25 protein-coding genes and 1 pseudogene are annotated in these 26,042 nt (G+C 65.6%); 12 read left to right on the top strand and 14 right to left on the bottom strand.

What is annotated here, in order from left to right:
• Nucleotides 1-14 precede the first annotated feature (14 nt).
• A complete protein-coding gene (locus tag AAFG07_RS18670) occupies nucleotides 15-656 on the bottom strand; it encodes a trimeric intracellular cation channel family protein (RefSeq protein WP_342728524.1) in 642 nt (213 codons plus the stop codon).
• A gap of 158 nt (nucleotides 657-814) precedes the next feature.
• Here AAFG07_RS18670 and AAFG07_RS18665 point away from each other — a divergent pair, with 158 nt between their 5' ends.
• Nucleotides 815-1,243 (top strand): hypothetical protein, encoded by a 429-nt coding sequence (locus AAFG07_RS18665; protein ID WP_342728523.1) that lies wholly within the window; start codon nucleotides 815-817, stop codon nucleotides 1,241-1,243.
• Between the two features lie 69 nt (nucleotides 1,244-1,312).
• On the opposite strand, the gene AAFG07_RS18660 is transcribed toward AAFG07_RS18665, so the two are convergent.
• The 3 genes from AAFG07_RS18660 to AAFG07_RS18650 are packed head-to-tail and all read right to left on the bottom strand — an operon-like array spanning nucleotide 1,313 to nucleotide 2,882.
• Nucleotides 1,313-2,131 (bottom strand): isocitrate lyase/phosphoenolpyruvate mutase family protein, encoded by an 819-nt coding sequence (locus tag AAFG07_RS18660; RefSeq protein ID WP_342728522.1) that lies wholly within the window; start codon nucleotides 2,129-2,131, stop codon nucleotides 1,313-1,315.
• Nucleotides 2,132-2,187: 56 nt separating this feature from the next.
• Entirely contained in the window at nucleotides 2,188-2,541 is a 354-nt protein-coding gene (locus tag AAFG07_RS18655; protein ID WP_342728521.1) for an antibiotic biosynthesis monooxygenase, read from the bottom strand.
• Between the two features lie 32 nt (nucleotides 2,542-2,573).
• The gene (locus AAFG07_RS18650; RefSeq protein ID WP_229167744.1) at nucleotides 2,574-2,882 is read right to left on the bottom strand and encodes an NIPSNAP family protein; all 309 of its coding nucleotides are present in this window, start codon (nucleotides 2,880-2,882) and stop codon (nucleotides 2,574-2,576) included.
• 93 nt (nucleotides 2,883-2,975) lie between these two features.
• Here AAFG07_RS18650 and AAFG07_RS18645 point away from each other — a divergent pair, with 93 nt between their 5' ends.
• Both AAFG07_RS18645 and AAFG07_RS18640 read left to right on the top strand, forming a co-directional pair.
• Nucleotides 2,976-3,671 carry a metalloregulator ArsR/SmtB family transcription factor gene (locus AAFG07_RS18645; RefSeq protein WP_342728520.1) on the top strand — a complete coding sequence of 232 codons (696 nt, stop codon included), beginning with the start codon at nucleotides 2,976-2,978 and terminating at the stop codon, nucleotides 3,669-3,671.
• Nucleotides 3,672-3,982: 311 nt separating this feature from the next.
• Nucleotides 3,983-4,252 carry a hypothetical protein gene (locus tag AAFG07_RS18640; RefSeq protein ID WP_092114950.1) on the top strand — a complete coding sequence of 90 codons (270 nt, stop codon included), beginning with the start codon at nucleotides 3,983-3,985 and terminating at the stop codon, nucleotides 4,250-4,252.
• Between the two features lie 69 nt (nucleotides 4,253-4,321).
• On the opposite strand, the gene AAFG07_RS18635 is transcribed toward AAFG07_RS18640, so the two are convergent.
• On the bottom strand, nucleotides 4,322-4,621 hold the full coding sequence (locus AAFG07_RS18635; protein ID WP_342728519.1) for a twin-arginine translocation signal domain-containing protein: 300 nt from the start codon (nucleotides 4,619-4,621) through the stop codon (nucleotides 4,322-4,324).
• A 255-nt stretch (nucleotides 4,622-4,876) separates the two neighbouring features.
• On the opposite strand from AAFG07_RS18635, the gene AAFG07_RS18630 reads away from it, so the two are divergent.
• Nucleotides 4,877-5,227: a cupin domain-containing protein gene (locus AAFG07_RS18630; RefSeq protein WP_342728518.1), complete on the top strand. Its 351-nt coding sequence runs from the start codon at nucleotides 4,877-4,879 to the stop codon at nucleotides 5,225-5,227.
• 527 nt (nucleotides 5,228-5,754) lie between these two features.
• Here AAFG07_RS18630 and AAFG07_RS18625 read toward each other — a convergent pair.
• Both AAFG07_RS18625 and AAFG07_RS18620 read right to left on the bottom strand, forming a co-directional pair.
• Nucleotides 5,755-6,102, bottom strand: coding sequence for a hypothetical protein (locus tag AAFG07_RS18625; RefSeq protein WP_342728517.1), 348 nt, complete (start codon nucleotides 6,100-6,102; stop codon nucleotides 5,755-5,757).
• Nucleotides 6,103-6,207: 105 nt separating this feature from the next.
• Complete coding sequence (locus AAFG07_RS18620) at nucleotides 6,208-7,740, bottom strand: acyl-CoA carboxylase subunit beta (protein WP_342728516.1); 1,533 nt, start codon at nucleotides 7,738-7,740, stop codon at nucleotides 6,208-6,210.
• Between the two features lie 161 nt (nucleotides 7,741-7,901).
• Here AAFG07_RS18620 and AAFG07_RS18615 point away from each other — a divergent pair, with 161 nt between their 5' ends.
• A complete protein-coding gene (locus AAFG07_RS18615) occupies nucleotides 7,902-8,303 on the top strand; it encodes a DUF4260 domain-containing protein (RefSeq protein ID WP_342728515.1) in 402 nt (133 codons plus the stop codon).
• On the opposite strand, the gene AAFG07_RS18610 is transcribed toward AAFG07_RS18615, so the two are convergent.
• Together AAFG07_RS18610 and AAFG07_RS18605 are read right to left on the bottom strand one after the other, a co-directional pair.
• Nucleotides 8,296-9,099, bottom strand: a complete 804-nt coding sequence (locus AAFG07_RS18610) for a PilZ domain-containing protein (RefSeq protein WP_342728514.1) — start codon at nucleotides 9,097-9,099, stop codon at nucleotides 8,296-8,298. The two genes, AAFG07_RS18615 and AAFG07_RS18610, sit on opposite strands and share 8 nt — an antisense overlap.
• Nucleotides 9,100-9,316: 217 nt before the next feature.
• Complete coding sequence (locus tag AAFG07_RS18605) at nucleotides 9,317-10,243, bottom strand: DMT family transporter (RefSeq protein WP_342728513.1); 927 nt, start codon at nucleotides 10,241-10,243, stop codon at nucleotides 9,317-9,319.
• A gap of 169 nt (nucleotides 10,244-10,412) precedes the next feature.
• Here AAFG07_RS18605 and AAFG07_RS18600 point away from each other — a divergent pair, with 169 nt between their 5' ends.
• Nucleotides 10,413-11,768 (top strand): PLP-dependent aminotransferase family protein, encoded by a 1,356-nt coding sequence (locus AAFG07_RS18600; protein ID WP_342729184.1) that lies wholly within the window; start codon nucleotides 10,413-10,415, stop codon nucleotides 11,766-11,768.
• Nucleotides 11,769-11,832: 64 nt separating this feature from the next.
• On the opposite strand, the pseudogene blaOXA reads toward AAFG07_RS18600, so the two are convergent.
• The 4 genes and pseudogenes from blaOXA to AAFG07_RS18580 form a co-directional block, all read right to left on the bottom strand.
• A pseudogene (gene blaOXA, locus AAFG07_RS18595) lies at nucleotides 11,833-12,644 on the bottom strand (class D beta-lactamase).
• 145 nt (nucleotides 12,645-12,789) lie between these two features.
• Nucleotides 12,790-13,053, bottom strand: coding sequence for an EscU/YscU/HrcU family type III secretion system export apparatus switch protein (locus AAFG07_RS18590; RefSeq protein ID WP_342728512.1), 264 nt, complete (start codon nucleotides 13,051-13,053; stop codon nucleotides 12,790-12,792).
• On the bottom strand, nucleotides 13,050-14,630 hold the full coding sequence (locus tag AAFG07_RS18585; RefSeq protein ID WP_342728511.1) for a flagellar hook-length control protein FliK: 1,581 nt from the start codon (nucleotides 14,628-14,630) through the stop codon (nucleotides 13,050-13,052). Before AAFG07_RS18585 ends, AAFG07_RS18590 begins: the two co-directional genes overlap by 4 nt.
• Before the next feature lie 64 nt (nucleotides 14,631-14,694).
• A complete protein-coding gene (locus AAFG07_RS18580; protein ID WP_342728510.1) occupies nucleotides 14,695-15,480 on the bottom strand; it encodes an ATP12 family protein in 786 nt (261 codons plus the stop codon).
• Between the two features lie 70 nt (nucleotides 15,481-15,550).
• Here AAFG07_RS18580 and AAFG07_RS18575 point away from each other — a divergent pair, with 70 nt between their 5' ends.
• Entirely contained in the window at nucleotides 15,551-16,006 is a 456-nt protein-coding gene (locus AAFG07_RS18575) for a hypothetical protein (protein ID WP_342728509.1), read from the top strand.
• Nucleotides 16,007-16,134: 128 nt separating this feature from the next.
• Here the strand turns inward: AAFG07_RS18575 and AAFG07_RS18570 are convergent, their stop codons facing one another.
• The gene (locus AAFG07_RS18570; RefSeq protein ID WP_342728508.1) at nucleotides 16,135-19,614 is read right to left on the bottom strand and encodes an Ig-like domain repeat protein; all 3,480 of its coding nucleotides are present in this window, start codon (nucleotides 19,612-19,614) and stop codon (nucleotides 16,135-16,137) included.
• Here AAFG07_RS18570 and AAFG07_RS18565 point away from each other — a divergent pair.
• The 5 genes from AAFG07_RS18565 (at nucleotide 19,516) to AAFG07_RS18545 (ending at nucleotide 26,036) form a co-directional block, all read left to right on the top strand.
• Nucleotides 19,516-19,851 (top strand): hypothetical protein, encoded by a 336-nt coding sequence (locus tag AAFG07_RS18565; protein ID WP_342729448.1) that lies wholly within the window; start codon nucleotides 19,516-19,518, stop codon nucleotides 19,849-19,851. The genes AAFG07_RS18570 and AAFG07_RS18565 overlap by 99 nt on opposite strands.
• A 481-nt stretch (nucleotides 19,852-20,332) precedes the next feature.
• The gene (locus AAFG07_RS18560) at nucleotides 20,333-22,072 is read left to right on the top strand and encodes a multicopper oxidase domain-containing protein (RefSeq protein ID WP_342729183.1); all 1,740 of its coding nucleotides are present in this window, start codon (nucleotides 20,333-20,335) and stop codon (nucleotides 22,070-22,072) included.
• Nucleotides 22,072-24,246, top strand: coding sequence for an alkaline phosphatase family protein (locus AAFG07_RS18555; RefSeq protein ID WP_342728507.1), 2,175 nt, complete (start codon nucleotides 22,072-22,074; stop codon nucleotides 24,244-24,246). Before AAFG07_RS18560 ends, AAFG07_RS18555 begins: the two co-directional genes overlap by 1 nt.
• A gap of 140 nt (nucleotides 24,247-24,386) precedes the next feature.
• Nucleotides 24,387-24,845, top strand: coding sequence for a GNAT family N-acetyltransferase (locus AAFG07_RS18550; RefSeq protein WP_342728506.1), 459 nt, complete (start codon nucleotides 24,387-24,389; stop codon nucleotides 24,843-24,845).
• 132 nt (nucleotides 24,846-24,977) lie between these two features.
• Nucleotides 24,978-26,036, top strand: a complete 1,059-nt coding sequence (locus AAFG07_RS18545; RefSeq protein WP_342728505.1) for an MBL fold metallo-hydrolase — start codon at nucleotides 24,978-24,980, stop codon at nucleotides 26,034-26,036.
• The last annotated feature ends 6 nt before the right edge of the window (nucleotides 26,037-26,042 follow it).

Below are 26,042 nucleotides of genomic sequence, written 5' to 3'. Positions count from 1 at the left end.
GGCGAAATAGCGGATCACCGTTCCTCGCCGCTGAACACGAATTTCGGCATCTCCCATTTGTAGCGGATCGCCAGCATCCGGAACGTCAGGCCGAGGGCGAAGGTCAGCAGGGTCCAAACCGGTGGGTTGAGGTTCAGTCCGAACGCGGTCGCATAGAACAGCCCGGTCACCACCGAGACGCTGGCGTAGAGCTCGCTGCGAAACAGCAGCGGCACCTCGTTGCAGAGGATGTCGCGAAGTACGCCGCCGGCGCAGCCGGTGATCATGCCGGCGACGATCACGATCGGCAGCGAGGCGTCCACCTGCCAGGCCACGTCGCAGCCGGCCATCGTGAACACCACAAGCCCGATCGCATCGAGCACCAGGAATGCGAGATTGAGCCTGACCACCAGCCGCGCCAGCAGAATGGTGGCGAATGCGCCCGCCGCCGCGATCGCAAGGTAGATCGGATGCGCGACCCAGAGCAGCGGATAATGCCCGAGCAGCACGTCGCGGATGGTGCCGCCGCCGAGCGCGGTGATCGCCCCAAGCATGCAGACGCCGGCCCAATCCATGCTGCGCCTGCCCGCCGCCAGCGCCGCCGTCATCGATTGCGCCGCAACGGCAATGAACGAGAGCACGTGCAGCACCGAATCGGTGGGCGGCATGGTCCACATTGAAAAGGCCCCATGGAACAGGTTCGGAACCCTGGGAATCGGCGGTTCCAGCATGAACGGGTTGCAACATTGGCGCGGAACATCCTCACGCGCCAGCCATTGTCTCCTGCGTTTAGCCTACGCGCTTAGCCTTGGGGGGCTAACGGAGGAACTTTGAGATGGCTTACAACCCTGACGATCCGTATCGCGCCAACCTGACCGATGACGAAATCCGCCGTCAGGCGCGCTTCAACAGCCTGGACAACGAGCTGCAGCCGGATCCGGAACTCCAGGAAGGATCGACCAGCAGCACCAAGGTCGCGATGTTCGCAGTTGCGGTGGCCGTGGTGCTCGGCGCGCTGTTCTACGGCTTGAACAACACGTCGGTCCACGAGGCCGGCACGACGCCGTCGACACAGACCGCGCAGACGCAGCCGATCAACCCGGCCGCGCCGCCTCCGGGCATGCGCGACGTGACGCCGAAGCCGAACAGCCAGCCCGGCGTAACCACGGGCGCGGCGCCGGCCAACCCGTCGACCCCGCCGTCTGACTTGAACAAGCCGGACATGAACAAGCCGGCCGCCCCGCCGGCCGGGAATGCGAAGTAACGTGTAACGACACTGACCAGGCGCGAGCGGCGGGCCCAGGCGGCCCGCCGCTCTTTTTGCGCGTGAGGTCTACTTGAACATCTTGTTGAGCTCGCCGCCGGGATAGCCGTTGGCGAATTCGGTGAAGGTGCCCTTCTCGGCCATTTCCTTGGCCGCCTTCATGACGCCGGTCCAGGCCATCCGCGCCAGCGCGCCGCCGACGCTGATCCGCCGCACGCCGAGGTCGCCGACCGCTTGCAGCGTCAACTCGGACGCGCCACCAATCAAAAGATTGACCGGCTTCGGCGCCACTGCTTTCACGACCGCGGAAATCTCCTCTCTGGTCGAGATGCCCGGCGAATACAACACATCCGCCCCGGCTTCCGAATACGCCTGCAGCCGCTCGATCACCAGATTGAGGTCCTTCTTGCCCCACAGGAACGCCTCGCAGCGGCCGGTGAGCAGCACGCCGCTGTGGTCGGCATCGATGGCCTTGCGCGCCGCCCTGATGCGCTCGACCGCGAGCTTGTGCTCGAACAGCGGATTGGCCGCATCACCGGTGGAATCCTCGATCGAGAGGCCGGCAACACCGGTCTTGACGCCGCGCGCGACATTGACCGCAACCTTGTCCGGCTCGACGGCGAAGCCGCCCTCGAAATCGGCGTTGACGGGTATATCGACCGCCGCACATAGCGCGGTCAGGTGATCGCAGACGTCGTCGACGGTGACGCGGTTGTCCGCCTTGGCGATGGTCCAGGCAAAGCCCGCGCTGGTCGAGGCCAGCGCCTTGAAGCCGAGATGTTGCAATGCGCGGGCGCTGCCGACATCGAACGGGTTCGGAATGATGAAGCACCCGCTGTCGTGCAGCTTCTTGAAGGCGGCTCGTTTGTCAGCAGTTGGCAGTGGCATTGGTCGCTCCCTAGAGTCATTGGCCGCGCACAGATAGGCACGCGCATCTGCGCGCGCTAGAGCTTCGGCTCGTGCAACGCGCGGCTGTCCTTCGGCGCCTGATCGCGTTCGTTCAGGCCGTAGTCACGCATCACGCTCGCGACCCGCAGCCGATAGTTCTCGAAGATCCGCGCGCGGCCCTTGGCCTGGGTGCGGCGGTGCTCGATCGTGTTGCGCCAGGCTTCGACCGCAGCCTCGTCGCGGAAGAATGACAGCGACACGAACTTGCCCTTCTCGGTCAGGCTCTCGAACCGCTCGACCGAGATGAAGCCGTCGATCTCCTGCAGGATCGGCTTCAACTCGGCGGCAAGGTCGAAATAGAGCTCCCGGTGCTCGGCCTTCGGCCAGACTTCGAAGATCACGGCAATCATGGGCGCCTCCGCGCATTGTTGTTGTGGAACCACTATAGCTCGACCTTGCGCAGAAATGTTCGTTCCTCGGCGAGGATGAAGCGGTTTTGTTCCGCGAAGTTGAAGTTCGCCATGCCCTCGCTGTCCTGGCGCAGCCGCGCGCGATAGGCCTCGTAGGCGGCGAGGCTTTCGAACGAGATCAGCGCGAAGGCGATGTTGTTGGTGCCCTCGTGCGGCATCCAGTAGCCGAGCAGATCGCCGCCGCAGCGCGGGATGATCGAGAGCCAGTTCCGCGAATACTCCTCGAACATCGCGCGCTTGAACGGATCGAGCTGGTAGCGGATGAAGACGGTGACGGTCATTGATGGCCTCCTGGTGTTTTCGTCTTTACGGGCGACGGGCACGATGGACACTACCGCCTTGCCTGACCTCGATGCTTCGGCTATCATCGAACTATGAAAGCAGGACCCGACATCTCCCGGATCGCCGCTTTGGTCGGCGATCCCGCACGCTGCAACATGCTGACCGCGCTGATGACCGGCCGCGCGCTGACCGCGAGCGAGCTGGCGCAGGAGGCCGGCATCACGCCGCAGACGGCGAGCTCGCATCTCGCCAAGCTCGAGGCCGGCGGCCTGATCGAGCCCGAGAAGCAAGGCCGCCACCGCTACTACCGGCTCTCCGACCCCGACGTCGCCGATGTGCTCGAAGGCCTGCAGGGCATCGCCGCCCGCGCCGGCCATATGCGCGTGCGCACCGGGCCGAAGGATCCGGCGCTGCGCCGCGCCCGCATCTGCTACGATCATCTCGCCGGCGATCTCGGCGTGCAGATGCTCGACAGCATGAAGCGGCAGAAGCTGGTGCGCCAGAGCAAGCAGGCGATCGAGCTCACCGGCGAAGGCAAGCGCTTCATGGCCGAGGAGCTGCAGATCGACGCCGATGCGCTGACGCATCCGCGCCGCCCGGTGTGCAAGGCCTGCCTCGACTGGAGCGAGCGGCGGCACCACCTCGCCGGCACGCTGGGCGCCGCGATGATGGGCCGCTTCACGGAATTGAAGTGGGCCGCGCGCGACACGACGCCGGGCAGCCGCGTCGTCAATTTCTCGCGGAACGGCGAAAAGCGGTTCGCAGCCTTGTTCGGCGCGGGCGAGTAACGTCGCGCGTCGAAGTCCGCATCGGCGCGGTCATTCGCGAACCCTTGTCTTGCTTGTCTCGCTCGCCGATACAGTTTGTATCCTCGCGGCGGCGTGTGCTGCTCTCGCGCGTGCGAAATGTTTCAAATCAATGCTGAGCTTGCTTGCGGCGCACTGACGCAGCTGTGACGCGTAACATTCATGTCGCATTCAGCCCGCAACACTATCGTCGGCGACATCGGGCACGGCTTCTGCAATCATCCGGCCGGGCGAATCGGTAATCTAAAGTTTGTTGCGGTGCCGCAGCGCGGCCCAAAATAAAAGGAGAAGACATGAAGTATCTTTTTGCAGCAGCAGTTTTGGTGACGACCGCTTTCGCCGGCATCAGCGCCGCTGACGCTGCCGGCGGCTGCGGCCCCGGCTGGCACCGCGGTCCGTATGGCGGCTGCGTCCGGAACCGCGGCCCCGTCGTCGTCGCTCCCGGCCCTGTCGTTGTTGAGCGCCCCGTCGTCGTCGCGCCCGGCGCGGTCGTGGTGGCGCCGCGCGTTCGCGCTTGCCCCTATGGCTTCGCCTGGCGCTACGGCCGCTGCCGCCCGATCTGATCGCGGCACACCTGCGCAAACAAAACCCCGCCTCGCGCGGGGTTTTTCTTTTTTGAGGTGGTGCCGATGTCACCAGCGGCGCCAGTGATGATGACGCCAGTGATGCCTGCGCCAGTGGCGGTGGCGCCAGCCCCAATGCCGGTGATGCCAGCGCCGATGATGCCAGTGATGCCAGCGCACCTGCTCGGGCTTCAGACGACCGACCTCCTCGCCGGTGGTGACGGCCGGATGCGCATCATTGCCGGCCGGCGCGCGGGCGTCCTGGGTGAGCGGAAGCGGCGCGAGCGGCGCCGCCTGGGCGGTTGCTGCAAAAGTCGCCACACCGGCGGCGACACCGAAGGCCATCTTCAGAAAATCCCGGCGTTCCATCAGAGTTTCCCTTTGTTGCTGAGTTGGACCAACTGCGTCAGCCAGTTTTTTCGCCGCGACCTGAACGCTCGCTGAACCGCGCATTCACGTTCGAGGGAATTCGACGCCGCGGCCGCGTTCGCATTGGCGTGACGTCACACAACCATCACGACGCTGCCGCCTCACGTTCTACCCGTTATGCCGATTCCGACCGTTTCACGCGCGGCCGAACGGAACTAGCATCGCGCATCACAAGACCATCTCCGGGAGGCCGTCATGAAGTCAGGACAACCGATCAAGGATGCCAGCCACCTCTACGAAGTCGAGCGCCGCGCCCAGCACGCCGCCCGCCCCGGCTTCCGCATTATGGAGTTGCAGCTCTCGCCGACCCAGAAGGTGCCGTGGCACACCCACAGCAACATCTCCGACACATTCTATGTGCTGGAAGGCCAGATGCGACTGTTCCTGCAGGAGCCGAAGGAGGAAGTGAACCTGAAGGTCGGCGAAGTCTACGCCGTCCGCCCGACCCGCCCTCACCTCGTCACCAACGCCAGCACGACGTCGCTGACTTTCCTGGTTCTGCAAGGCGTCGGCGAGTACGACTACGTGCCGCTGGCGGCGAAGTAAGGAGCCAAACTCTCTCCATCGTCGTCCCGGCGAAAGCCGGGACCCATAACCACAGGATTGAGTTGTCGAAGCACGCTGTGGCCACCGCGTTGCAAACCAACTTGCATTTGTGGTTATGGGTCCCGGGTCGCGCTTCGCTTGCCCGGGACGACGCGGGGATAGATTCCGATTCACATCTCAAACAGCATTGAGGATGAGCGTCCGCATTCTCGCGACGCAAATCGTCCGAGCTTTGCTCTTCGTCTCGCCCTCGCTCTTGAAGAGGGCGCAGGGAAAGCCGGGTGCCGATCGCACCCATGGGCCCCGTGCAAAAGTAGAAAGCACGGGGGTAGGACCACAGGTGTAACCGGAGCATTCCGGCTTTCCCTGCGCGATGGGTTACAGCTTTATTTCGTGCTCTGCCCGGCGAGACTGGGCTTGCTTGTCACCGTCTTCGCAACGCGCATCGCGCAATTGGAAAAGACACCTGCCGCTAGGGCATCAGGACCACACGACTACACCGTCGGAGCTCATCTACAAACGTTGCCTCACATCAGCTTCAGCGGCGCGTCATGAACCAGCCGAAGATCGATATTGCCGATCAGCCGCGCACGGCGCGCCTCGGCGGTGCTGATGGCAGCCTCGATCTGCCGCAGCGTGCTGACATTCGATCCGAGCGACACGATGCCGCCGAGCACCAGCGCAATCGATCCGAGTGCTGCGGCCTCACCAGAACTGAACAGGCCGAGCAGCGCAGCGAACAACAAGACGAACCCGCCGGCGATCGCGATCTTCGAGCCGAGAATGATCCGCCGGGACCGTTCGGCGCTCTCGGCAAGCTCCTCGATCTGCGCCTCGATCTCCGAAATCTCGTCGGTCGGCTCGTCTTCGGTCATCAGGTTCGGACCTGTAGGGCGGGTTAGGCGAAGCCGTAACCCGCCGCGGATCGTGCGGAGCGAAGTTGGTGGATTACGCTTGCGCTAACCCACCCTACGCTTCCATCACAACGGCAAATTGTCGTGCTTCTTCGCGGGGATCTCGACCTTCTTATCCCTGAGCATCGCCAGTGCCCGCGCGATCCGCCGCCTTGTCGAATGCGGCATGATGACGTCGTCGATGTAGCCGCGCTCGGCGGCGATGAAGGGCGACAGGAAGCGGTCTTCGTATTCCTTCGTTCGCGCAGCGATCTTGTCGGGGTCGCCGATGTCGCCCCGGAAAATGATCTCCACCGCGCCCTTGGCGCCCATCACCGCGATCTGCGCGGTCGGCCAGGCGTAGTTCATGTCGGCGCCGATTTCCTTCGACGCCATCACGTCGAAGGCGCCGCCATAGGCCTTGCGGGTGATGATGGTGACGAGCGGCACCGTGCACTGCGAATAGGCGAACAAGAGTTTCGCGCCGTGCTTGATCAGGCCGCCATATTCCTGCGCGGTACCCGGCAGGAAGCCCGGCACGTCGACGAAGGTGACGATCGGGATGTTGAAGGCATCACAAAAGCGGACGAAGCGCGCGGCCTTGCGCGAGGCATCGCTGTCGAGCACGCCCGCCAGCACCATCGGCTGGTTGGCAACGAAGCCGACGGTGCGGCCGGCGATGCGGCCGAAACCGGTGACGATGTTCTTCGCAAAGGTCTCCGAGATCTCGAAGAAGTCGCCCTCGTCCACGACCTTGAGGATCAGCTCCTTCATGTCGTAGGGCTTGTTCGGATTGTCGGGGATCAGCGTGTCGAGCGACATGTCGACCCGGCCGATGTCGTCGAAGCTCGGCCATTCCGGCACGCCGTCGCTGTTGTTCGACGGCAGGAAGTCGATCAGCCGGCGCATCTGCAACAGCGCGTCGACGTCGTTCTCGAATGCGCCGTCGGCGATCGAGGACCGCGTCGCGTGCACCGAGGCGCCGCCGAGCTCCTCGGCCGTCACCACCTCGTTGGTGACGGTCTTCACCACGTCGGGGCCGGTGACGAACATGTAGCTGGTGTTCTTCACCATGAAGATGAAGTCGGTCATCGCAGGCGAATAGACGTCGCCGCCGGCGCAGGGGCCCATGATGACCGAGATCTGCGGGATCACGCCCGAGGCCTGCACGTTGCGGCGGAACACGTAGGAATAGCCCGCCAAGGCAGCGACGCCCTCCTGGATGCGCGCGCCGCCGGCGTCATAGAGGCCGATGATCGGCGCCCTCGCCTTCATCGCCATGTCTTGAAGCTTTGTAATTTTCAGTGCGTGCGTCTCGGAGAGCGAGCCGCCGAAAACTGTAAAGTCCTTGGCAAAGACAAAAGTCTTGCGGCCGTTGACCGTGCCCCAGCCGGTGACGACGCCGTCGCCGGGGATCTTGGTCTTCTCCATGCCGAACTCGATCGAGCGGTGCTCGACGAACATGTCGAATTCCTCGAACGAGCCCTTGTCCAGGAGCAGCTCGATCCGCTCGCGGGCGGTCAGCTTGCCGCGGGCGTGCTGCGCCTCGATGCGCTTTTCGCCGCCGCCCAGCTTGGCGCCGGCGCGCCGCTCTTCGAGGGTGTCGAGGATGTCTTTCATTTGTTTCCGCCCGTGTTAGCTACAGTCCGCGTCCCGGTGCGAACCGGTGTCCCGCTTCGTTCGGAATGGCTTTAGCACGGCCATTTCGGAACCGGAAAGGCGCTTGTGACCGGGTTCGGGCGCAAAAACGGTAGGATTTTCCGACATCTGGGGAGACAGCGATGACTGATACGACCACGGCCGAGACCGGCGCCGCCACCGGCGGGGTCCGCACCCTGCTCCGGCTGGAGGGACTGGTGCTGTTCGTCGGGATGACCGTGCTCTACTACAAGTGGGAGGGCTCGTGGCTGGTCTATGTCCTGCTGTTCCTGGTTCCGGACATCAGCTTTGCCGCTTACCTGATCAGCCCGCGGGCCGGCGCCATCGCCTACAACGCCGCCCACACCTATCTGGCGCCGGTGGCGCTGATGACGCTGGGTTTTGCCGGCGAAGGACCGCTGGTGCTCTCGATCGCGATGATCTGGCTTGCCCATATCGGGATCGACCGCGCGCTCGGCTACGGGCTGAAATACTCAACAGGGTTTGGCTTCACCCATCTCGGGCGCATAGGAAAGCTCAGCTGAACTGGACGCCGATCCGGCCTTTCCTGCGCCAGATCACGCGGCAATGCCGCTCCGTCGTCTCCATTTCCAGCACGAGGCTGAACCTGTCGGGGATGACAGCGGGATTCGTCGCCTCGACCGCGGCACCGGTCGCGGAGAGGTTGCGCACGATGCAGGTCATGCTGCGCCGGGCAAAGCTGATCCGTGCCGCGCGCGCAACGTTGCGCCTGAGAGCCCTGCGCTGGTCGCCAGCGGCTTGGCTGGTCGCGCCGGTCGAGAAGCCGGAGCGAATCCTGCCTTGCAGCCGCACGTCCGCCTGCATGTCGAAATGCTTTAGAATGCGTGGCCGACTTCCGACCACGGTCAATTGCAGGGACGCCAGCAGATGCTCGACCTTCTTGCCGTCGCTGCCGAACGGCAGCAACAGCCGCTCGCAATCGACTTGCCGATCGTTGGCATCGATGGTCGAGAAGACCATGTACACCGCACAGCCGCTCGTCGCGCATTGCTTCGCCGGCGTCAGCGTAATGCGCCGGAGCGACATCGAGACCACCTGCTCCATGGTCTTGCCTGCCCAGGCGGAATTGAACGCCTCGGCAACATGCTCGCCCTGATACATCGCACGGAATTTGCGTAGGCGTCCCTCGCCTTCGACCGCCCATGCGACGAGTTGCCGGGGATCGTGCATCGCGGGATCCGGTTTCAATTCGGCGAAAGCGGGAAATGGCCGGCCTGCCGACAGCTGATCCCAATAGGCCAGCAGTGCGCGCTGGCTTTCCGACCTGACCGCGTCAGGCGCAATCAACCTGAATGGCATCGGCCCCCTCGTGTCGCGTCGGCGCGCATGGTCGGAGGTTCGACTTAAGGATCACTGAAACCTGATCCATAGCCGTGCGGGGCCGTGCTGCCGGCGGCATGAACTACCGCTTGGCATGGTTAGCGTGCGCTTTACAATTCGGCCGAGTCAGTGGGGGAAATCAAACAAAGGGATAGAGCGGGATGATGATTCGACGAAAAGTCATCCCGCTCTAGCCTCAAGCGTACCGGCGCGCGAACACGACGCAGGCGACGACCAGCATCGTCGCTGCGATCATCGACCAGGCGACCGGCTCATGCAGCAGCAGCCCGGCCAGCGCGAGGCCGAAGAACGGCTGCAACAGCTGCAACTGGCCGACGCTGGCGATGCCGCCAAGCGCAAGCCCGCGATACCAGAACACGAAGCCGACCAGCATGCTGAAGATCGAGACGTAAGCGAGCCCGAGCCAGGCCGGCGCGCCGATGCCCTGCCAGCTCGGCGGCAACGTCATGATCGTCATCACGAGCGCCACCGGCACTGAGAGCACCAGCGCCCAGGAGATCACCTGCCAGCCGCCGAGCCGGCGCGACAGCGCCGCGCCTTCGGCATAGCCGAGGCCGCAGACGATGATGGCGGCGATCATCAGCAAGTCGCCGGTCAGCGACGCCGATCCGTCGCCCGACAGAGCGAAGGCGCCGACCGTCGCGCTGCCGACGCAGGAGAACAGCCAGAACAGCGGCTTCGGCCGCTCGCCGCCGCGCAGCACGCCGAACACCGCGGTCGACAGCGGCAGCAGCCCGATGAACACGATCGAATGCGCCGAGGTGATGTGCTGGAGCGCAAGCGCGGTCAGCAGCGGAAAGCCGATCACAACGCCGAGCGCGACGATGGTCAGCGACGCCAGGTTCTTGCGCTGCGGCCAGGGCTGTCGCAGCGCCGCCAGCAGCGCGGCACCGAGCAGCGCCGCGATCGCGGCGCGCGCCGAGGTCAGGAACAGCGGCGAGAACCCGGCCACGGCGACGCGGGTCGCCGGCAGCGAGCCGCTGAAGATGATCACGCCGAGCAGGCCGCTGCCCCAGCCCTCCAGCGAAGCGCCGCCACTCGCCTCGCCCGCCCAGGACTTTCCCGACAGAGACTTCCCCGGCAATGTCTTTGAATCGCTCATCGCACACCTCGACTTTCGCGGGCGAGGATAGCGGCGACGGGCTGGCCAAGGCAGCTACGGATCAGTACAATATCGCCAAACTGTATGGGCAAAGGTAGGCATACACTTGCGGCAACCATCCAACTATCGCGCCGCTTTGGCGCCGAAGGCGACCCGGACCACCGACGTGATGAACGCGATCCGCGCCAGGATCGCGAGCCGCGCGCTCGCCGCCGACGACCGCCTGCCCTCGATCCGCAGCTTTGCCGCGACCATGGGGGTCTCGCCCTCGACCGTGGTCGAGGCCTATGACCGGCTCGCCGCCGAGGGCCTGATCCGGGCGCGGCCGGGCTCGGGCTTCTATGTCTCGTCGGCGGCGCTGCCGCCGCTGGCGCTGGCCAACGACCAGCCGCAGCACGACCGCGCCGTCGATCCGTTCTGGGTGTCGCGGCAATCGCTCGATGCCGCGAGCGGCGCGCTGAAGCCGGGCTGCGGCTGGCTGCCCGCCGACTGGATGCCGACCGAGGCGTTGCGGCGCGCGTTCCGCAGCCTGGCGCGGGCCGACGACGCCGTGCTCGCCGATTACGGTGCGACGCGCGGCTCGCTGGCGCTGCGCCGCATGCTGATGGCGCGGTTCGCCGACGAGGGTCTCGAAGTGTCGCCCGAGCAGGTGCTGCTCACGATGTCCGGCACCCAGGCGATCGACCTGATCTGCCGCTTCCTGCTGCGGCCCGGCGACACCGTGCTGGTCGACGATCCCTGCTATTTCAATTTCCGGGCGCTGCTGCGCGCCCATCAGATCAAGCTCGTCAGCGTGCCCTACACCCCATCGGGCCCCGATGTCGCAAGCTTCGAGGCCGTGCTCGAAGCCGAGCGGCCGCGGCTCTACATTACGGTCTCCGGACTGCACAATCCGACCGGGGCGACGATGTCGCCGCAGACCGCGCACCGCGTGTTGAACGCGGCTGCAGCCTTCGACCTCACCATCGTCGAGGACGACATCTTTGCCGATTTCGAGCCAGAGCCGTCGGCACGGCTCGCGGCGCTGGACGGGCTGAACCGCGTGATCCGGATCGGCAGCTTCTCCAAGACGCTGTCGGCGTCGCTCCGCTGCGGCTTCATCGCGGCGCGCGCCGACTGGATCGAGCAGCTGGTCGACCTGCAGGTCGCGACCGGATTCGGCGGCCCCTGCGCGGTCGCGACCGAAATCATCGCCAGCGTCCTGGCGACCGGCTTCTACCGCAAGCATGTCGAGGAGCTGCGCCGGCGGCTCGTGCGCGCCCGCCGCGACGTCGGCGAGAAGCTGCAGCGCATCGGCATCGAGCCGTGGCTGATGCCACGCGGCGGCTTCCAGCTCTGGTGCCGCCTGCCCGACGGCTGCGACTCCGCCGACGTCGCGCGCGCGGCACTCGCCGACAACATCGTGCTGGCGCCGGGCAACGTGTTCAGCACCACGCAATCGGCGACCGGCTTCATGCGCTTCAACGTCGCGCAATGCCGCGACCCGAAACTGATGCCGGCGCTCCAGCGCGCGATCGGGCGCTGAAAGCGCGCTGCAAGGCGTTTGCGCGGACGACAAACGCAAAAGCGCTTGCGTAGCGATCAGCCAGTCACAGCGCGACGATATCGGTGAGGCATTGCTGCGTGACGCTCATTCGCGCATCGATCTGCGCCTGCGTCTTGCAGTCCATGTTCATCGCGAACACGGTGATCTCGCTGCCTTTCTCGGCCCAGCCGACCAGCCAGCCGAGCGCGCCGTGCTCCTTGTCGGTGAGGCCAGTCTTGGCGTGAATGACGGCGTCACCGGCTTTCGTCACGGGAAGAACATCGCACACCAGCTGCTGGCTGCGCTTGCCGACCGGCAGCACGCCGCGGCGCAGCCGGTCGAGGAAATCGATCTGCTGCACCGGATCGATCCGCAAATTGCCCGTCACCCAGAACTGGTCGATGCCGCCGCCGATGTCGCGGTTGCCGTAGTCGATGACGTCGAGATATTTCTGCATCCGCTCCGCGCCGATCCGGCGGGCGATCTCCTGGAACACGGGAATGCCGACACCGCGAGCGCCGAGCGCAGCGTATGGTCCTTGTTCCAGGCCTCGATGCTGCGTGTCGTGCCGTCCCACTTGAAGACGTCCTTGTCGGGATCCTGCACCACGCCGGTCTCGAGCGCGATCAGCGCATTCGGTATCTTGAAGGTCGAGGCCGGCAATTTGCCCTCGCCCGAGCGAACCTTGTCGCTCGCGATGATCAGATAGTCGTCAACCTTGTAGCCGACGAAGGTGCCCTCGGTGCCGAGATCGAAGAACCGCTTTTGCAGGTCCTCGCGAAACTCGCTGCGCTGGTACGACACGTTGGCGAAGCTGCGCGACGGCAGGATGGTGGCGACAGCAAACAGACCGAGCGCATGGCGGCGATGGATCACGACGGGACTCACGGCGGAACCTGAGCGGGTTCGGGTTGGCGACGATGGTGGATGCCATCGTGGTGAAAGGATGGCAATAAGTCTCGGTTGCCTGACGCGCTTTCTTCACGCGAACCGGTGTCCACTTCGCTTGAAAACGCTATCGCTACCGCGCCCGCCCCGACATTCGCAGCACGAACACCAGCACCTCGGCGACGGCCTTGTAGAGCTCGGCCGGGATCTCGTCGCCGAGCTCGACGTTGGAGAGCGCGCCGGCCAAGACCTCGTTCTCCTCGATCGGGATGTCGTTGGCCTTGGCAACCTCGATGATCTTGGCGCCGATCGCGCCCTTGCCTTTCGCCACCACGCGCGGCGCGCCGGCGTGGTCGTAATGCAGCGCGACCGCGAGTTGGTTCGGCGCATCGCTCATGATGCGCGGTCCAGGAAATGGCCGGCGCGCGCGGGCGCAGGCTGCGGCGGGCTGCCGTCGCGGATCTCGATGTCGCCGGGCACGAGCTCAGCCCGGGTCAGCGCCAGGCTCAGTTCGGAGGCGCCGGCGCGCAATTGCGCGGCGGTCGACGGATGCTCGGCCCACATCCGCACCGAGGTGCGCTCGCCGTTCAGCGAGACCAGCGCGTGCACCGGACCGGCCGGCTCGACGTCGAGCGTGAAGCGCGCCCGCCACACCCGCTTGGCGGCTTCGATCTCGTTGCCGCCGCCGTCGCGGGCAATCTCGAACTGCGCCATCGCCGTACCCTGCTGGGTCAGGAACGGAATCTCGAAATTCCAGCGCGGCACCATGGCGTCGAGCGGCGGACGCGTGCCGTCGCCACTATCCAGCAGCGAGGCGATCTGCAGCAGCGTCTGCCGCGCCAGCGCCGCGTCGGTGTTTTCCAACAGGCGGTGCGCAGCGGTCGCAAGCGGCGTGCCTGATGCAATCGACGGCTCCGCAACGGCCTGGGCCGACGGCAGCGCGCCGTGAAACGGCGGTGGCGGCGTGCTGCCACGTGCGGGCACGTCGCCGGGCAGCATCTCCCGCGGCGCGGCGCCCTGCCGTGCCGGGTTGCCGAGCTCGTGCAGCGCTTCCTGAATGAGATTGAGCGCGCCGCCCGCAGACGGGCCGGCATCGAGCGCGTCCGCGAGTGCGCCTGCAAGGCGGGTGGCGCCGCGGGTGAGATCCTCGGCAACCGGCACGCGCGCCTGCGGCAGCAAGACCTCCTGTACCTCGAGCTCGGGCGTGCCTGACGGCACAAGGCCCGGCGCCGTGCCGGCACCGGCGAGCGCCGGCTGCTGCAGCGGCGTGGACGCAGACCTTGTGGCATCGCCGGCGCCGAGCGAGGTCAGCACCTCGCGCAGCACGATCAGCGCGGCCTTCAGATCGGGCACGCTGCCGCTCGCCGGCGCAACGCCCGAGGCGAGCGTCGCCTCCAGCAGCAGGCCGGATTTCTGGAAGCCGGCCTTGACGGCATCGCCGCTCAAATTCTCGTTGAAGCCGGTCTGCTGCGCCAGAACCTGCGCGATCGCGGCCTGCAGCTTCGGCGGCAGATTAGCCGCGGCGACCGCCACAAGATTGGCAAACAGCGGCGCCTGGCTGCCCTGCACCGCCGCCGCATGCTGCGCCGCCGCGGTGATCGTGACGCGCTCGAGCGGCGACAGCATGGCCTTCGGCGCCGTGGCGACGGGCTGCGGAGCGGCGCTGACGTTGGCGGCCGCCGGCGACAATTGCACGGCGTCGCCCGTGTCAGCCCCCGGCCCGACCAGTTGCAGACGGATGCCGTCATTGCTCTGCGAGACCGCAAGCTGCAGGTTCTGGCCCTGCTGCAGCGGCACCTCGGTCTGGACGTCGATCGACAGGCTCGCGATCGCGATCCGCACCAGGTCAGCCGACAGCACCTTCAGCACCTGGGCATTGACGACGCTGCCGGCCTCCAGCGTGAGATCAGGCGCAACGCTGCCCGCCTCGTTCGAGGCAAGCACCGGCAGCACGGGATTGACGGCGAGTGCCATGTCGGAGGTCTCGGCCAGGCGCGAGGGACGTGCCGCAGGCTAGCCGGGCGTCGTAAACCCCCCGTTAACCGGCAGCCGACTTGAGCTCCCTCAGGACGCCGGCGGCGGCCCTGAAATCGACCAGCCGGGCGGCGCGGCGCGCGGCGACCTCCTCGTCGACTCCCCATTTCTCGATGTTCCAGTCCTCGTCGACATGGGCGGCCGCCCAGACCTGGTCCTCGTCGCGGACGCCATGGGCGAGCGCCAGCGCCAGCAGCGCCGAGCCGGTCAGCGTCGTCACCACATGGAGCGCTGCGACCGACCAGGGATCGGTCGGGAACGCCGCACGCGCCGCCTTGATCGCGGGCTCGGGCTGGCCGACATGCATGACCCCCTCGGCCATCACGAAATGGGCGCCGAGCGCATCGGCGGCCCAGAACAGGATCGGGTCCCAGTGCCGGGCCTCGCGCGCCACCAGCGTGTCGGGATGGCCGGCGCGATAGAACAGCAGATCGCTGCCGAGGAATTTTGCCGCATCGTCGGCGACCTCGTCGACGCGATCGATCACCCCCTCGATCACGCTGTTGGCGAGGCGCGTCAGCGGCATGGTCACGGGATCGATGGTCTCGCCCTGCGCATTCCATTCGGCCGCGACCGCATCCGCAATGGCGCGGCTCGGCACCACGATCGGCTTGCCGGACGGCGAGCGGATCTGCTTGCCGTCGAGCGTGATCGCAAATCCGCCATCGGCCTCAGCCACGCCGGCGCTGGTGTAGAACCGCTTGCGCTGGGGCTTGCGGATGTGGCGGCGCACCGCCTCCTGCGGGTCGAGCGGGGATTGGTCTGGGACGTCGTCGAAGAGTTCGCGCATTGCGCCGGCCGGCTTTCGTTCGGAAGGATTTCCCTGCAAGATATGCCAGCGGCAACGGCAAATAAAGCTGATGGGACGCGGCAAATTCCTCGCGGGTTTTTCGCTGGTTGCGACGGTTTTCGGAGCCGCCGCCGCCGACGCCGGGTTCCGCACACCGGAATCGCTGATCCGCAACGTCTACGCCCACTACGGCAAAGGCAGCGCCGCGTTCTCGAATGGCCTGCCGCGCGACGACGAAACGGCCCGGCAATTCTTCGATTCCAGCCTGCGCGGCGCCTGGACCGCCCTGCACGACGCGCCCTACGATTTCCTGGTGCAGAGCCCGACCTGGCGGCTCGGCCCGGTCTCGATCGCAATTCCGCGCCGGCAGTTCGACAGGACCGACGTGACGGTCACGTTCGACAATGAGGGCCGCGCGGTCACGCTCAACTTCATCGTCGTCAACGGTGCCGACGGCTGGGTGATTGCGGACGTCGAGAGCCCGCACGATTCGTTGCGGATGTTTCTCGCGCAGTTCAGGCGCTAAAGCGCGATGAGAATAGGTTGAATCGTGATCGCGATTTAGCTTCTTGCTTGAGCATGATCTTTTCGGAAAACCGCTTCACACTTTTCCGGATCATGCTTGAGGCGACCTCGCGATGATCGACGCGATGGTCAGAACGGCACTGAGGCGCGGGCGCGATAGATCCAGATGCTGGCATTGCCGCCGATGCCGCCGAACTCGGCGCCGAGCGCGACCTGGCCGCCATTGGCGAACCTGGCAGTCACCCCGCCGATGGCGCGCGCCGAAAAGCCTTCGAGCACGACCGCACCCGGAAGCCCGGACGCCGCCAAGGCCGCGGTCGCGTTGTCGGAATTGAAGTAGTAATCGCCGTACAATCCAAGATAGGGCGCCAGCGCGACCGTCGACGACCATGCCACGGGATAGGCGACCTTGACGCCCGCGCTGGCCCGCCCGGTCGAGAAGTCGCGCGCGGTCTGTAGCGTGCCAAAGGAATCGGTATAGGCGCTCTCGTGCTCCCACAGCGCGTAGATGCGCGCAGAAGGTTCGAACTGCAGGCCGAAGCCCTGATAGGTGCCGGTCAGGCCGCTCGACACCATCCAGCGCTCGCCGCCGAAATTGCCGGATGCGGTACCGGCGGTGCCGTCATAGCCGATGCCCGAATAGCTGACCGCCGCATCGAAGCGAATGGTCTGGGTCAACTTCCAGCCGAGATACGAGCCGACCGTCCAGCCATCGCCCTTCAGACGGCCCTGCAAGGCGTCGGACCGATAATCGAACGTCTCATACCCGCCGAGCACACCAACCACGAAATTCGATGACAGCCGTCGCGTCAATCCGGCGATCAAGTTGACCTGGTGGCCGTAAAGCATCGACGCGCCGGCGACCGTGCCGACCGCGCCGGTGCCCCAATGGTCGAGCACGGCGCCGCGCACTTCCGCCCAGCCCAGCCAGTCGCGTTGTTCGACGTAACGCGGCGGCGCCTTGGTGGGCGCGGCATAGGCCATCGCTCCGAACGCGTCGTCGATGCGCGGTGTCGAACGGGTGGTGTTGCCCGGCAGCGTCTGCGCGGCAAAGCCGCGCCCGTTCGATGCGGACGAGTTGTTGATGCCGGCAAATGGATCGGCCGAGCGTGGCGCGCGGTCTTCGAACGACTTGCCGTCTGGATCGGCGGCGAAATTGATGCGCATGCCGCTGCCGGTCGGCGTCATGAACGCGCCATCGCCGCCAAAGGCTTCGGAGATCGCGGAATCGATCGCGCCGGAAATCGCCGCACCCGAGTTCTGCGCCACCACCGGCGCCGCCAGCGTCTGCATCGCGCGCAGCTTCAAGCTGTCAGCCGGCGTACTGACCGCCTGGATCAGGGCCGCCGAGGTGCTGGTGACAAACGCCGCGCTGCCGCCATAGACCGCGGTGATGGAATGCGAGCCGAGCGTCAGGGACGAGATCGTCAATGTCGCAACGCCGCCGCCACCCAATGTTGCACTGCCGATTACGGCAGCACCGTCCTTGAATGTCACCGTGCCGGCGGGCGTGCCGCCGCCGCTGGTCACGGTCGCGGCAAACGTCACCGCCTGGCCGACCTGGCTCGGATTGACCGACGACGACAGGGTGGTGGTCGTCGCCGACTGGTTGACGGACTGCGCTAGCGCGGCCGAGGTCGATGGCGTGTTGTTGACGTCGCCGCCATAGACCGCCGTGATGCTGTGGTTGCCTGATGCCAGCGATGAGGTCGTGAACGTCGCGACCCCGCCCGCGAGCGTCACCGGCCCAGCCAGATTGGCGGCGCCATCCTTGAATTGCACCGTTCCGGTCGGCGAGGCGCCGGTCACGGTCGCGGTAAAGGTCACCGATTGGCCCGGCGTGCTGGGATTGAGCGACGACACGAGGCTGGTGCTCGTCGCGGCCTTGTTGACGGTCTGCGTCAACTCTGCCGAGGTCGAGGTCGTGTTGTTGACGTCGCCGCCATACACCGCGGTGATGGTGTGGCTGCCCGACGCCAGTGATGAGGTCGTGAATGTCGCGACCCCGCCGGCGAGCGTCACCGCCGCCCCGAGATTGGCGGCGCCATCCTTGAATTGCACCGTCCCGGTCGGCGAGGTGCCGGTCACCGTCGCGGTGAAAGTCACCGATTGGCCCGGCGTGCTCGGATTGAGCGACGATACGAGGCTGGTGCTGGTCGCCGCCTTGTTGACGGTCTGCGTCAACGGCGCCGAGGTCGAAGCCACGTTGTTGCCATCGCCGCTATACACCGCCGTGATGCTGTGGCTGGCTGTCGCCAGCGACGAGGTCGTGAACGTCGCGACACCGCCAGCGAGCGTCACCGCTGCTCCGAGATTGGCGGCGCCATCCTTGAATTGCACCGTCCCGGTCGGCGAGGCGCCGGCCACCGTCGCGGTAACGGTCACCGATTGGCCCGGCGCGCTGGGATTGAGCGACGACGTCACTGTGGTGGTGCTCGCCGCCTGGTTGACGGTCTGCGCCAGCGCGGCCGACGTCGAGGCCGTGTTGTTGGTGTCGCCGCTGTACGCGGCCGTGATGCTGTGGCTGCCCGCGGGCAGCGATGAGGTCGTGAATGTCGCGACCCCGCCGGCGAGCGTCACCGCTGCTCCGAGATTGGCGGCGCCATCCTTGAATTGCACTGTCCCGGTCGGCGAGGCCCCGGTCACCGTCGCGGTGAAGGTCACCGATTGGCCCGGCGCGCTGGGATTGAGCGACGAGGTGACCGTGGTGGTGCTCGCCGCCTGGTTGACGGTCTGCGTCAGCGCCGCAGACGTCGATGCCGTGTTGTTGGCGTCGCCGCTGTACGCGGCCGTGATGCTGTGGCCGCCTGTAGCCAGCGACGAGGTGGTGAATGTGGCGACTCCGCCGGCGAGCGTCACCGCTCCGAGATTGGCGGCGCCATCCTTGAATTGCACTGTCCCGGTCGGCGAAGCGCCGGTCACCGTCGCGGTAAACGTCACCGATTGGCCCGGCGTGCTGGGATTGGGCGACGACGTGACGGTGGTGGTGCTCACCGCCTGGTTGACGGTCTGCGTCAGCGCCGCGGACATCGACGCCGTGTTGTTGCTGTCGCCGCTATACACCGCGGTGATGGTGTGACTGCCTGTAGCCAGCGACGAGGTGGTGAATGTGGCGACACCGCCGGCGAGCGCCACGGCTCCGAGATTGGCGGCGCCATCCTTGAATTGCACCGTTCCGGTCGGCGAGCCGCTGCCGCTCACGGTCGCGGTGAAGGTCACCGATTGGCCGGGCGCGCTGGGATTGGCCGACGACACCAGGCTGGTCGTGGTGGGAGCCAGGATGACGATTTGCGTCATAGGTGGCGAGGTCGATACCAAATTGCCGTTGGTATCGCCGTTATAGGTGGCAGTGATGGTATGGCTGCCGAGAGTCAGCGATGAGATGTCGAATATCGCGGCGCCGGCACCGACAAAACTCGATCCCAAGTGGGTGATTCCATCAAAGAAGTCCACCGTTCCGCCTGGCACGAAGGGGCCCGTGACCGTCACAGTTGCGACGAGGGTCACGGTTTGACCAACTACGCTCGGGTTTTCCTGCGATGTCACGACCGTGGAGGTCGCCTGGGCGAAGGCATCGCCCGTCGCGCCGACAACACCAAGCAAGGTCATGACGAATATACAGGCCAGGCGAGCGGAAAATATCCGCTTCCGGACCGCCAATATAATCAAGCGCAATTACCGACCCCTGCCCGCCGGCTCAACGCTGCAGCTGCAATTGCTTCAGCGCTTCCAATTCCCCGGCAGGACGATCATGCCCACACCCGAGATCCGTTTGCCATTGCCGTCGTGGGCAAGGTTCCCGTTCCTGCGCCTGGTGTGCTACTTTTGCCACTGGCGGATCTCTGAGCGGATCCGGTAGTCGGCGTTCGATTCGAACGCCACTTTGTGTGCGCTTGATGAGAAGGGCGTAACCTCCGACGCATGCAGCCCCAGCCTCGATGGCGGGATCGCCGACGCCGAAAAAATATCCGGCGGTTGGCGGGTCTACCCCCTCTCTCCGCAATCCAGTCGGGACACCGTTCATCCGATTGATCGCTCAGCAAGTTTGAACATCTCTCCAGCTCACCGCGTCGAAGTGCCGCAAGATGCTGTCATCTGCGCGTTAAAAACCTGCCAGATTCCGGCAACAACGCGCGGCTAGCGTCCCGACACCAAACAGAAGCATTGGTCGACCATTGCGGTCGCAAGACGTGAACTGACGTCACGCGTGGCGTCCGTGCGTGTTTGCGCGCCGGTGGCAGCGTATTGGCGGGGCGGCGTGGCACGACGACTTTCGACCGTTTGTTGTGTCATCGTTGCGGCTTGCTTCGGGCTTGCCGTGAGCGGCATGACGGCCTGGCTCGGCGCAACCGGCTTGCAGAATGCGCCGCGCACGCAACAGGACGTTTGTGCCCGGCCAGAGCCCGGAAGCGCGATCGAGGAACCCGCCGAATTGCGCAGCCGCGATGGCGTGCTCGAAACCGACCTTAGCATCCACGATCAGAAGCAGCCGGATGGCACGAGCCGCTATTGCTATCTGACGCCGGACGGCAAGCCGTCGCCGACCTTGCGGCTGAAGCCGGGCGATCAGCTGGTCATCCATTTCAAGAACGACCTCGTCGACCTCGATACGGCAACACCTGCGATCGACCGCCCGCTCGCCGGCGCGCCGATCTGCACCACGCGAAAGCGAGCCGACGTTTGCGAGAGCGGCGCGATGACGCCGATCTCGACCAATTTGCACTTCCACGGGCTGACCGTGCCGCCGGTCTGCCACCAGGATGACGTGCTGAAGACTTCGATCCAGCCCGACGACGCACCGTTCGAATACCGCCTGCGCATCCCCGACGACGCGCCACCCGGCCTCTATTGGTATCACCCGCATCTGCACGGCTTCAGCAAGACGCAGGTGCTCGGCGGCGCCTCAGGCGCCATCATCATCGAAGGCATCGAGCGCGCTGATCCGTCGCTCGCTGGCCTGCCCGAGCGCGTGCTCGTGATCCGCGACCAGGATCTCGTCAATCCCGACGCGCCGCCGTCGAAATCCGAGCCGGTCATGACCAAGAGCCAGCTCGACAATGACGGCGACGTCGCCAACTCCGGCACCGGTTTCGGCAAGCCGTCCAAGGATCTCTCCATCAACTTCGTGCCGGTGCCCTATCCGAACTATCCGCCGGCCGCGCTGACGATGAAGCCGGGCGAGCGGCAGCTCTGGCGGGTGCTGAACGCGTCCGCGATCACCTATCTCAACCTCGCGCTGCTGGTCGGCCGCACACCGCAGCAGATCGGCATTGTCGGGCTCGATGGGGTGCCGCTGCAATTCCAGGGTAGCCCATCGCCGTCAGTGCAATGGGTCAACCATATCGGCCTGCCGCCGGGCTCGCGTGCCGAATTCATCGTCGAGGGACCGCCGGCCGGCAGCTCGGCGTTGCTGGTGACGCGCGCGGTCGACACCGGGCCCGCCGGCGAGAACGACCCCAACCGCGCGCTGCTGGCGGTCGCGTCTTCAGTCAACGCGAACGAACCGCAGGCCGCGCTGCCCGCTCGCGCCGAGCCGCTGCCACGGCCGGAGCGGCCGTGGGTCGGGACCGTCGCGCCGGTGCGCGTCAGGAAGCTGTTCTTCTCCGAGCAACCGGAGAACCCGAACGATCCGAACAGCCCGACCAAATTCTTCATGACGCTCGACGGAGAGACGCCGAAACCGTTCGATCCGCAATCGGACATTCCCGACATCGCCGTGAGGCAGGGCGACGTCGAGGACTGGATCATCGAGAACCGCTCGATGGAGCTGCATGATTTCCACATCCATCAGCTGCACTTCCAACTGCTCGACTGGTCCGGCGTCGCCGTCAACGAGCCGTTCCTGCGCGATACCGTCAACGTCCCCTACTACAACGGCCGGATGCTGAAATATCCGAGCGTGCGGCTGCGCATGGATTTCCGCGATCCCAACATCGTCGGCACCTTCGTCTACCACTGCCACGTCCTCGAGCATGAGGACGGCGGCATGATGGGACGCATCAGGGTCGTGCCGCGAGACACTGCAAGTTCCACCAAGCCGCTCAATCAGCAAAAAGGAGAGCTCTAATGCGCGACAAGCACAGGTCACGTTGGCTGCAAGGTTGCCGCCTCACCCTCAGCGCGCTTGCGCTAGGTCAGTTCACCGCCGGCCCGGTGCTTGCGGAGGACTGGAATCACCACGGTGGACACGAGACGCGGTCGCCGATCAAGCACGTGATCGTCATCATCGGCGAGAACCGCAGCTTCGACCACGTGTTCGCGACCTACGTGCCCGAACGGCACGACCAGAGCGTGTTCAATCTGCTCTCGCAGGGCATCGTCAAGCTCGATCACAACAAGAACGCGATCCCCGGCCCCAACTTCGAGAAGGCGCATCAGCAGGCAGCGACGGATACCGGCCTGAACGATGCGTTCCTGCTGAGCCCGCCGAAGCAGAACTTTCCCAAGGATCAACTGCCGGCTCCGCTGGTCGGCGGCCCCAAGGTCTCCTACATCCCGAACAAATGCGGCAGCTCGCCGATCACCACCTGCGAGGCGTCGCTTGCGCTGGCGCAGCAGTCGGAATCCGGCCTGCCGTCCGAGTACTACCAGTTCCTCCTGAGCGGCGGCACCGGTCAGACCTCGCAGACCCCCGACCAGCGCATCACCAATGTCAGCGCGCTGCCGGCCGGCCCGTTCCAGCTCACCAACACAGATGCAATGCCCTACGATTCCTATTCGGCAAGCCCGGTGCATCGCTTCTACCAGATGTGGCAGCAGCTGAACTGCAACCACTCGGCGGCCAGCCGCGACAATCCGTCGGGCTGCGGCGGCAATCTGTTCGCCTGGGTCGAAGTCACCGTCGGCGCCGGCGCCAATGGCGCGGCGCAGCCCTCCAACTTCTCCACCGACTACTCGCCGACGGCGACCACCACGGGCGAGGGTTCGACGGCGCTCGGCTTCTACAACGTGCAGAAGGGTGACGTGCCCTACTTCACCTCGCTCGCGCAGAAATATGCGATGAGCGACAACTTCCACCAGTCCGTCAATGGCGGCACCGGCGCCAACCACATCATGTTCGGCCATGCCGACATGCTCTACTTCAGCGACACCTACGGCAACGCCGCGGTGCCGCCGAACGGCACGCAGGTGTTCGGCGGCACGCCCGACGCCGGCATCGTGCATGAAATCGAGAATCCGAACCCGGCTTCCGGCACCAACAACTGGTACACCGAGGACGGCTACGGCGCCGGCGGCAATGGCGGCTTCGCACCGCCCTTCCAGACCAGCCCGGTGTCCGGCGGCGGCTCCTACAGCGACTGCTCGGATCCGACCCAGCCCGGCGTCAAGCCGATCCTGGACTATCTGAAGGGGATCCACATCAACGCGAATTGCGAGCCGGGCCACTATTATCTCTTGAACAACTACAATCCCGGTTACTTCGGCAACGGCAAGAACGCCTACACCGACACCAACCCATCGAACACGCCGTTCACGATCCCGCCGTCGACCCGCAAGAGCATCGGCGACAGTCTGAACGAGCGGAACGTCTCCTGGAAGTACTACGGCGACCAGTGGAACAACTACGTCAACGATCCCTACCAGCTCAACTGGGGCGTGGCCGGTCCGAACGCCGACGAGTACTGCAACATCTGCAATCCGTTCCAGTACGACACCTCGATCATGTCGCACCCGGACCAGGTCGCAGCCCATATCAAGGACTCGGTTGATCTCTACGCCGACCTCTCCAAGCACTCGCTGCCGGCGGTCTCCATCGTCAAGCCGAGCGGCTTCACCGACGGTCACCCGTCGTCCTCCAAGCTCAATCTGTTCGAAGGCTTCGCGAAGAAGATCGTCGACCAGGTCCAGGCCTCGGACTATGCGAAGGACACCGCAATCTTCATCACCTTCGACGAAGGCGGCGGCTACTTCGACTCCGGCTATGTGCAGCCGCTCGATTACTTCGGCGACGGCACCCGTATTCCGCTGATCGTGGTGTCGCCGTTCGCGCGGCACGGCCACATCTCTCATGAATATGCCGATCACGTTTCGATCCTCAAGTTCATCGAGCGGAACTGGCGCCTGGAGCCGATCACGAACCGCAGCCGCGACAACTTCCCGAACCCGGTTGCGACGCCTGGCAATCCCTATGTTCCGGTCAACAGCCCGGCGCTCAGCGATCTGTTCGACTTCTTCGACTTCGACGACGGCGGCCATCACCATGGTGACGGCGACGATCAAGGCGGCAACTGGAACCACTGAGCACCGCATCTCGCGACACAACGATCCGCCGGCCCGAAAGGCCGGCGGATTTCATTTGTACCCGGCTGGATGTCCATAACCCGCGCGAGCCTGTAACGTATCCGGCGACACCGATCTCGTCTGCGTGGAATCCCTGTTCAATGACATCAATCGCCTTCCGCCAGGCCCAAGCGGCCGACCTTCCGGCGATCATCGCGCTCCTCGCCAACGACGTGCTGGGGCAGCAGCGCGAGGATGCAAGCTCGCCGCCGAACCCACGATACGTCGACGCTTTCAAAGCTATCCTCGCCGATCCCAATCAATTGCTGGTCGTGGCGACCCTGGACGACGAGGTGATCGGGACCCTTCAGCTCAGCTTCATTCCCGGAATGGCACGCCTGGGCGCCTGGCGCGGGCAGATCGAGGCGGTCCGAATTGCCGAGGCGCACCGCAGCTCGGGTGTCGGGCAGCAGATGTTCGAATGGGCGATCGCGCAGTGCAAAGCGAGAGGCTGCGATCTCGTGCAGCTCACGACCGACAAGGCGCGCCCCGACGCGCACCGCTTCTATGAGCGATTGGGATTCGTCGGCAGCCACATCGGCTACAAGCTGATGCTCTAAGCTTCCGCACCGTGCGGCGAGACCAACCGGCCGCGCGATCACAACACCTCGATGCGGCGCTGCCGAGCGTTGAGATGCGGCGCGGACTTTGGCAGTCTCGGTGAAGACCGGAACGACGCGGGAGCCGACAGCATGCGGCACTTCATTCTTCCGATACCCCTGCTGGCCGTCATCTGGCTGCTGCTGCCGCTTCCCGCCCAATCGGCGCCCTGCCTGCTCGTCACCTTGACCGGCACCATGAGCGGTCCCGCCTTGCTCAATGGCGTCGCGGGCGCCGGCACACTCGTGCGCTACGGCGACGACAGTGCCGATTGCGGGACGCTGAAGCTGCAGTTCGACGCTGGCCGCGGCACCGAGCTACGGCTGTCGCAACTGGACGTCGAACCTGGCCAGATCGACGCCGTCTTCCTCACGCATATGCACTCGGATCACACCGAGGGCCTCGTCGACCTTCTGCTCGCGCGCTGGAACTGGAATTCCGGCGGGCCCGCGCTCGATGTCGTCTGCAGCAGCGATGCGCCCTCGCCGCTCGGCTTCACCCTGAGCTGCGGCAAGTTTGTCGCGCATATCGGCGACGCCTTCATTCAGTCCGGCGAAATCGCACAACGGGTTTCAGAGGACAGCAAACGATTGGCGGGCGGACCTGCCGAGCTTGTGCATCTCGTCACGTTCGAGCCGACGGACGAGCCACAGGTGATCTGGTCGAAGGGCGAGGTCCGGGTGAGCGCGATCCGCTCGACCCACATCGCGGGCCATGCCTCCTATCGCGTCGACACGCCCGCGGGCAGCGTCGTGATCGGCGGCGACGCCAGCAATGACAGTGCCGCTCCGCCGCGTCCGACGTCGACGTCGGCGCAAGTCGAGAAGCTGGCACAAGGCGCCGACGTGATCGTGCACTCGACCATGCATCCCATCATGGGTCCGGAGCGCGACAGCGGCATGCCGCCGCCCGTCTTCTACCGCCAGAGCCTGGCGCCCGACCTTGGCGCCATGGCGAAGCGCGTGGGCGCCAAATATTTGATGGTGACCCATCTCGCGCCGCAGGTCGGGGCGACGCACCACGGCCCCTACAAGGTCCCCGGTGGCGCGCTGACCGAAGCGGACTATCGCGCCGCCGCCGAGGCAGGCGGATTTACCGGCACGACCATTGTCGGCTCGGATCTCGCCACGCTGCGCCTTCCCGCCAAATAGACTGGC

This window comes from Bradyrhizobium sp. B097 (assembly GCF_038957035.1).
Taxonomy (GTDB): Bacteria; Pseudomonadota; Alphaproteobacteria; order Rhizobiales; family Xanthobacteraceae; genus Bradyrhizobium.
Note: the sequence above shows the minus strand (reverse complement) of the source record. Positions and strands in the feature narration are given on the sequence as shown.

Coding starts and splice junctions, on each gene's coding strand:
- AAFG07_RS18670 (WP_342728524.1), bottom strand. CDS start 656: ATGTGGACCATGCCGCCCACCGATTCGGTGCTGCACGTGCTCTCGTTC.
- AAFG07_RS18665 (WP_342728523.1), top strand. CDS start 815: ATGGCTTACAACCCTGACGATCCGTATCGCGCCAACCTGACCGATGAC.
- AAFG07_RS18660 (WP_342728522.1), bottom strand. CDS start 2,131: ATGCCACTGCCAACTGCTGACAAACGAGCCGCCTTCAAGAAGCTGCAC.
- AAFG07_RS18655 (WP_342728521.1), bottom strand. CDS start 2,541: ATGATTGCCGTGATCTTCGAAGTCTGGCCGAAGGCCGAGCACCGGGAG.
- AAFG07_RS18650 (WP_229167744.1), bottom strand. CDS start 2,882: ATGACCGTCACCGTCTTCATCCGCTACCAGCTCGATCCGTTCAAGCGC.
- AAFG07_RS18645 (WP_342728520.1), top strand. CDS start 2,976: ATGAAAGCAGGACCCGACATCTCCCGGATCGCCGCTTTGGTCGGCGAT.
- AAFG07_RS18640 (WP_092114950.1), top strand. CDS start 3,983: ATGAAGTATCTTTTTGCAGCAGCAGTTTTGGTGACGACCGCTTTCGCC.
- AAFG07_RS18635 (WP_342728519.1), bottom strand. CDS start 4,621: ATGGAACGCCGGGATTTTCTGAAGATGGCCTTCGGTGTCGCCGCCGGT.
- AAFG07_RS18630 (WP_342728518.1), top strand. CDS start 4,877: ATGAAGTCAGGACAACCGATCAAGGATGCCAGCCACCTCTACGAAGTC.
- AAFG07_RS18625 (WP_342728517.1), bottom strand. CDS start 6,102: ATGACCGAAGACGAGCCGACCGACGAGATTTCGGAGATCGAGGCGCAG.
- AAFG07_RS18620 (WP_342728516.1), bottom strand. CDS start 7,740: ATGAAAGACATCCTCGACACCCTCGAAGAGCGGCGCGCCGGCGCCAAG.
- AAFG07_RS18615 (WP_342728515.1), top strand. CDS start 7,902: ATGACTGATACGACCACGGCCGAGACCGGCGCCGCCACCGGCGGGGTC.
- AAFG07_RS18610 (WP_342728514.1), bottom strand. CDS start 9,099: ATGCCATTCAGGTTGATTGCGCCTGACGCGGTCAGGTCGGAAAGCCAG.
- AAFG07_RS18605 (WP_342728513.1), bottom strand. CDS start 10,243: ATGAGCGATTCAAAGACATTGCCGGGGAAGTCTCTGTCGGGAAAGTCC.
- AAFG07_RS18600 (WP_342729184.1), top strand. CDS start 10,413: ATGAACGCGATCCGCGCCAGGATCGCGAGCCGCGCGCTCGCCGCCGAC.
- AAFG07_RS18590 (WP_342728512.1), bottom strand. CDS start 13,053: ATGAGCGATGCGCCGAACCAACTCGCGGTCGCGCTGCATTACGACCAC.
- AAFG07_RS18585 (WP_342728511.1), bottom strand. CDS start 14,630: ATGGCACTCGCCGTCAATCCCGTGCTGCCGGTGCTTGCCTCGAACGAG.
- AAFG07_RS18580 (WP_342728510.1), bottom strand. CDS start 15,480: ATGCGCGAACTCTTCGACGACGTCCCAGACCAATCCCCGCTCGACCCG.
- AAFG07_RS18575 (WP_342728509.1), top strand. CDS start 15,551: ATGGGACGCGGCAAATTCCTCGCGGGTTTTTCGCTGGTTGCGACGGTT.
- AAFG07_RS18570 (WP_342728508.1), bottom strand. CDS start 19,614: ATGACCTTGCTTGGTGTTGTCGGCGCGACGGGCGATGCCTTCGCCCAG.
- AAFG07_RS18560 (WP_342729183.1), top strand. CDS start 20,333: ATGACGGCCTGGCTCGGCGCAACCGGCTTGCAGAATGCGCCGCGCACG.
- AAFG07_RS18555 (WP_342728507.1), top strand. CDS start 22,072: ATGCGCGACAAGCACAGGTCACGTTGGCTGCAAGGTTGCCGCCTCACC.
- AAFG07_RS18550 (WP_342728506.1), top strand. CDS start 24,387: ATGACATCAATCGCCTTCCGCCAGGCCCAAGCGGCCGACCTTCCGGCG.
- AAFG07_RS18545 (WP_342728505.1), top strand. CDS start 24,978: ATGCGGCACTTCATTCTTCCGATACCCCTGCTGGCCGTCATCTGGCTG.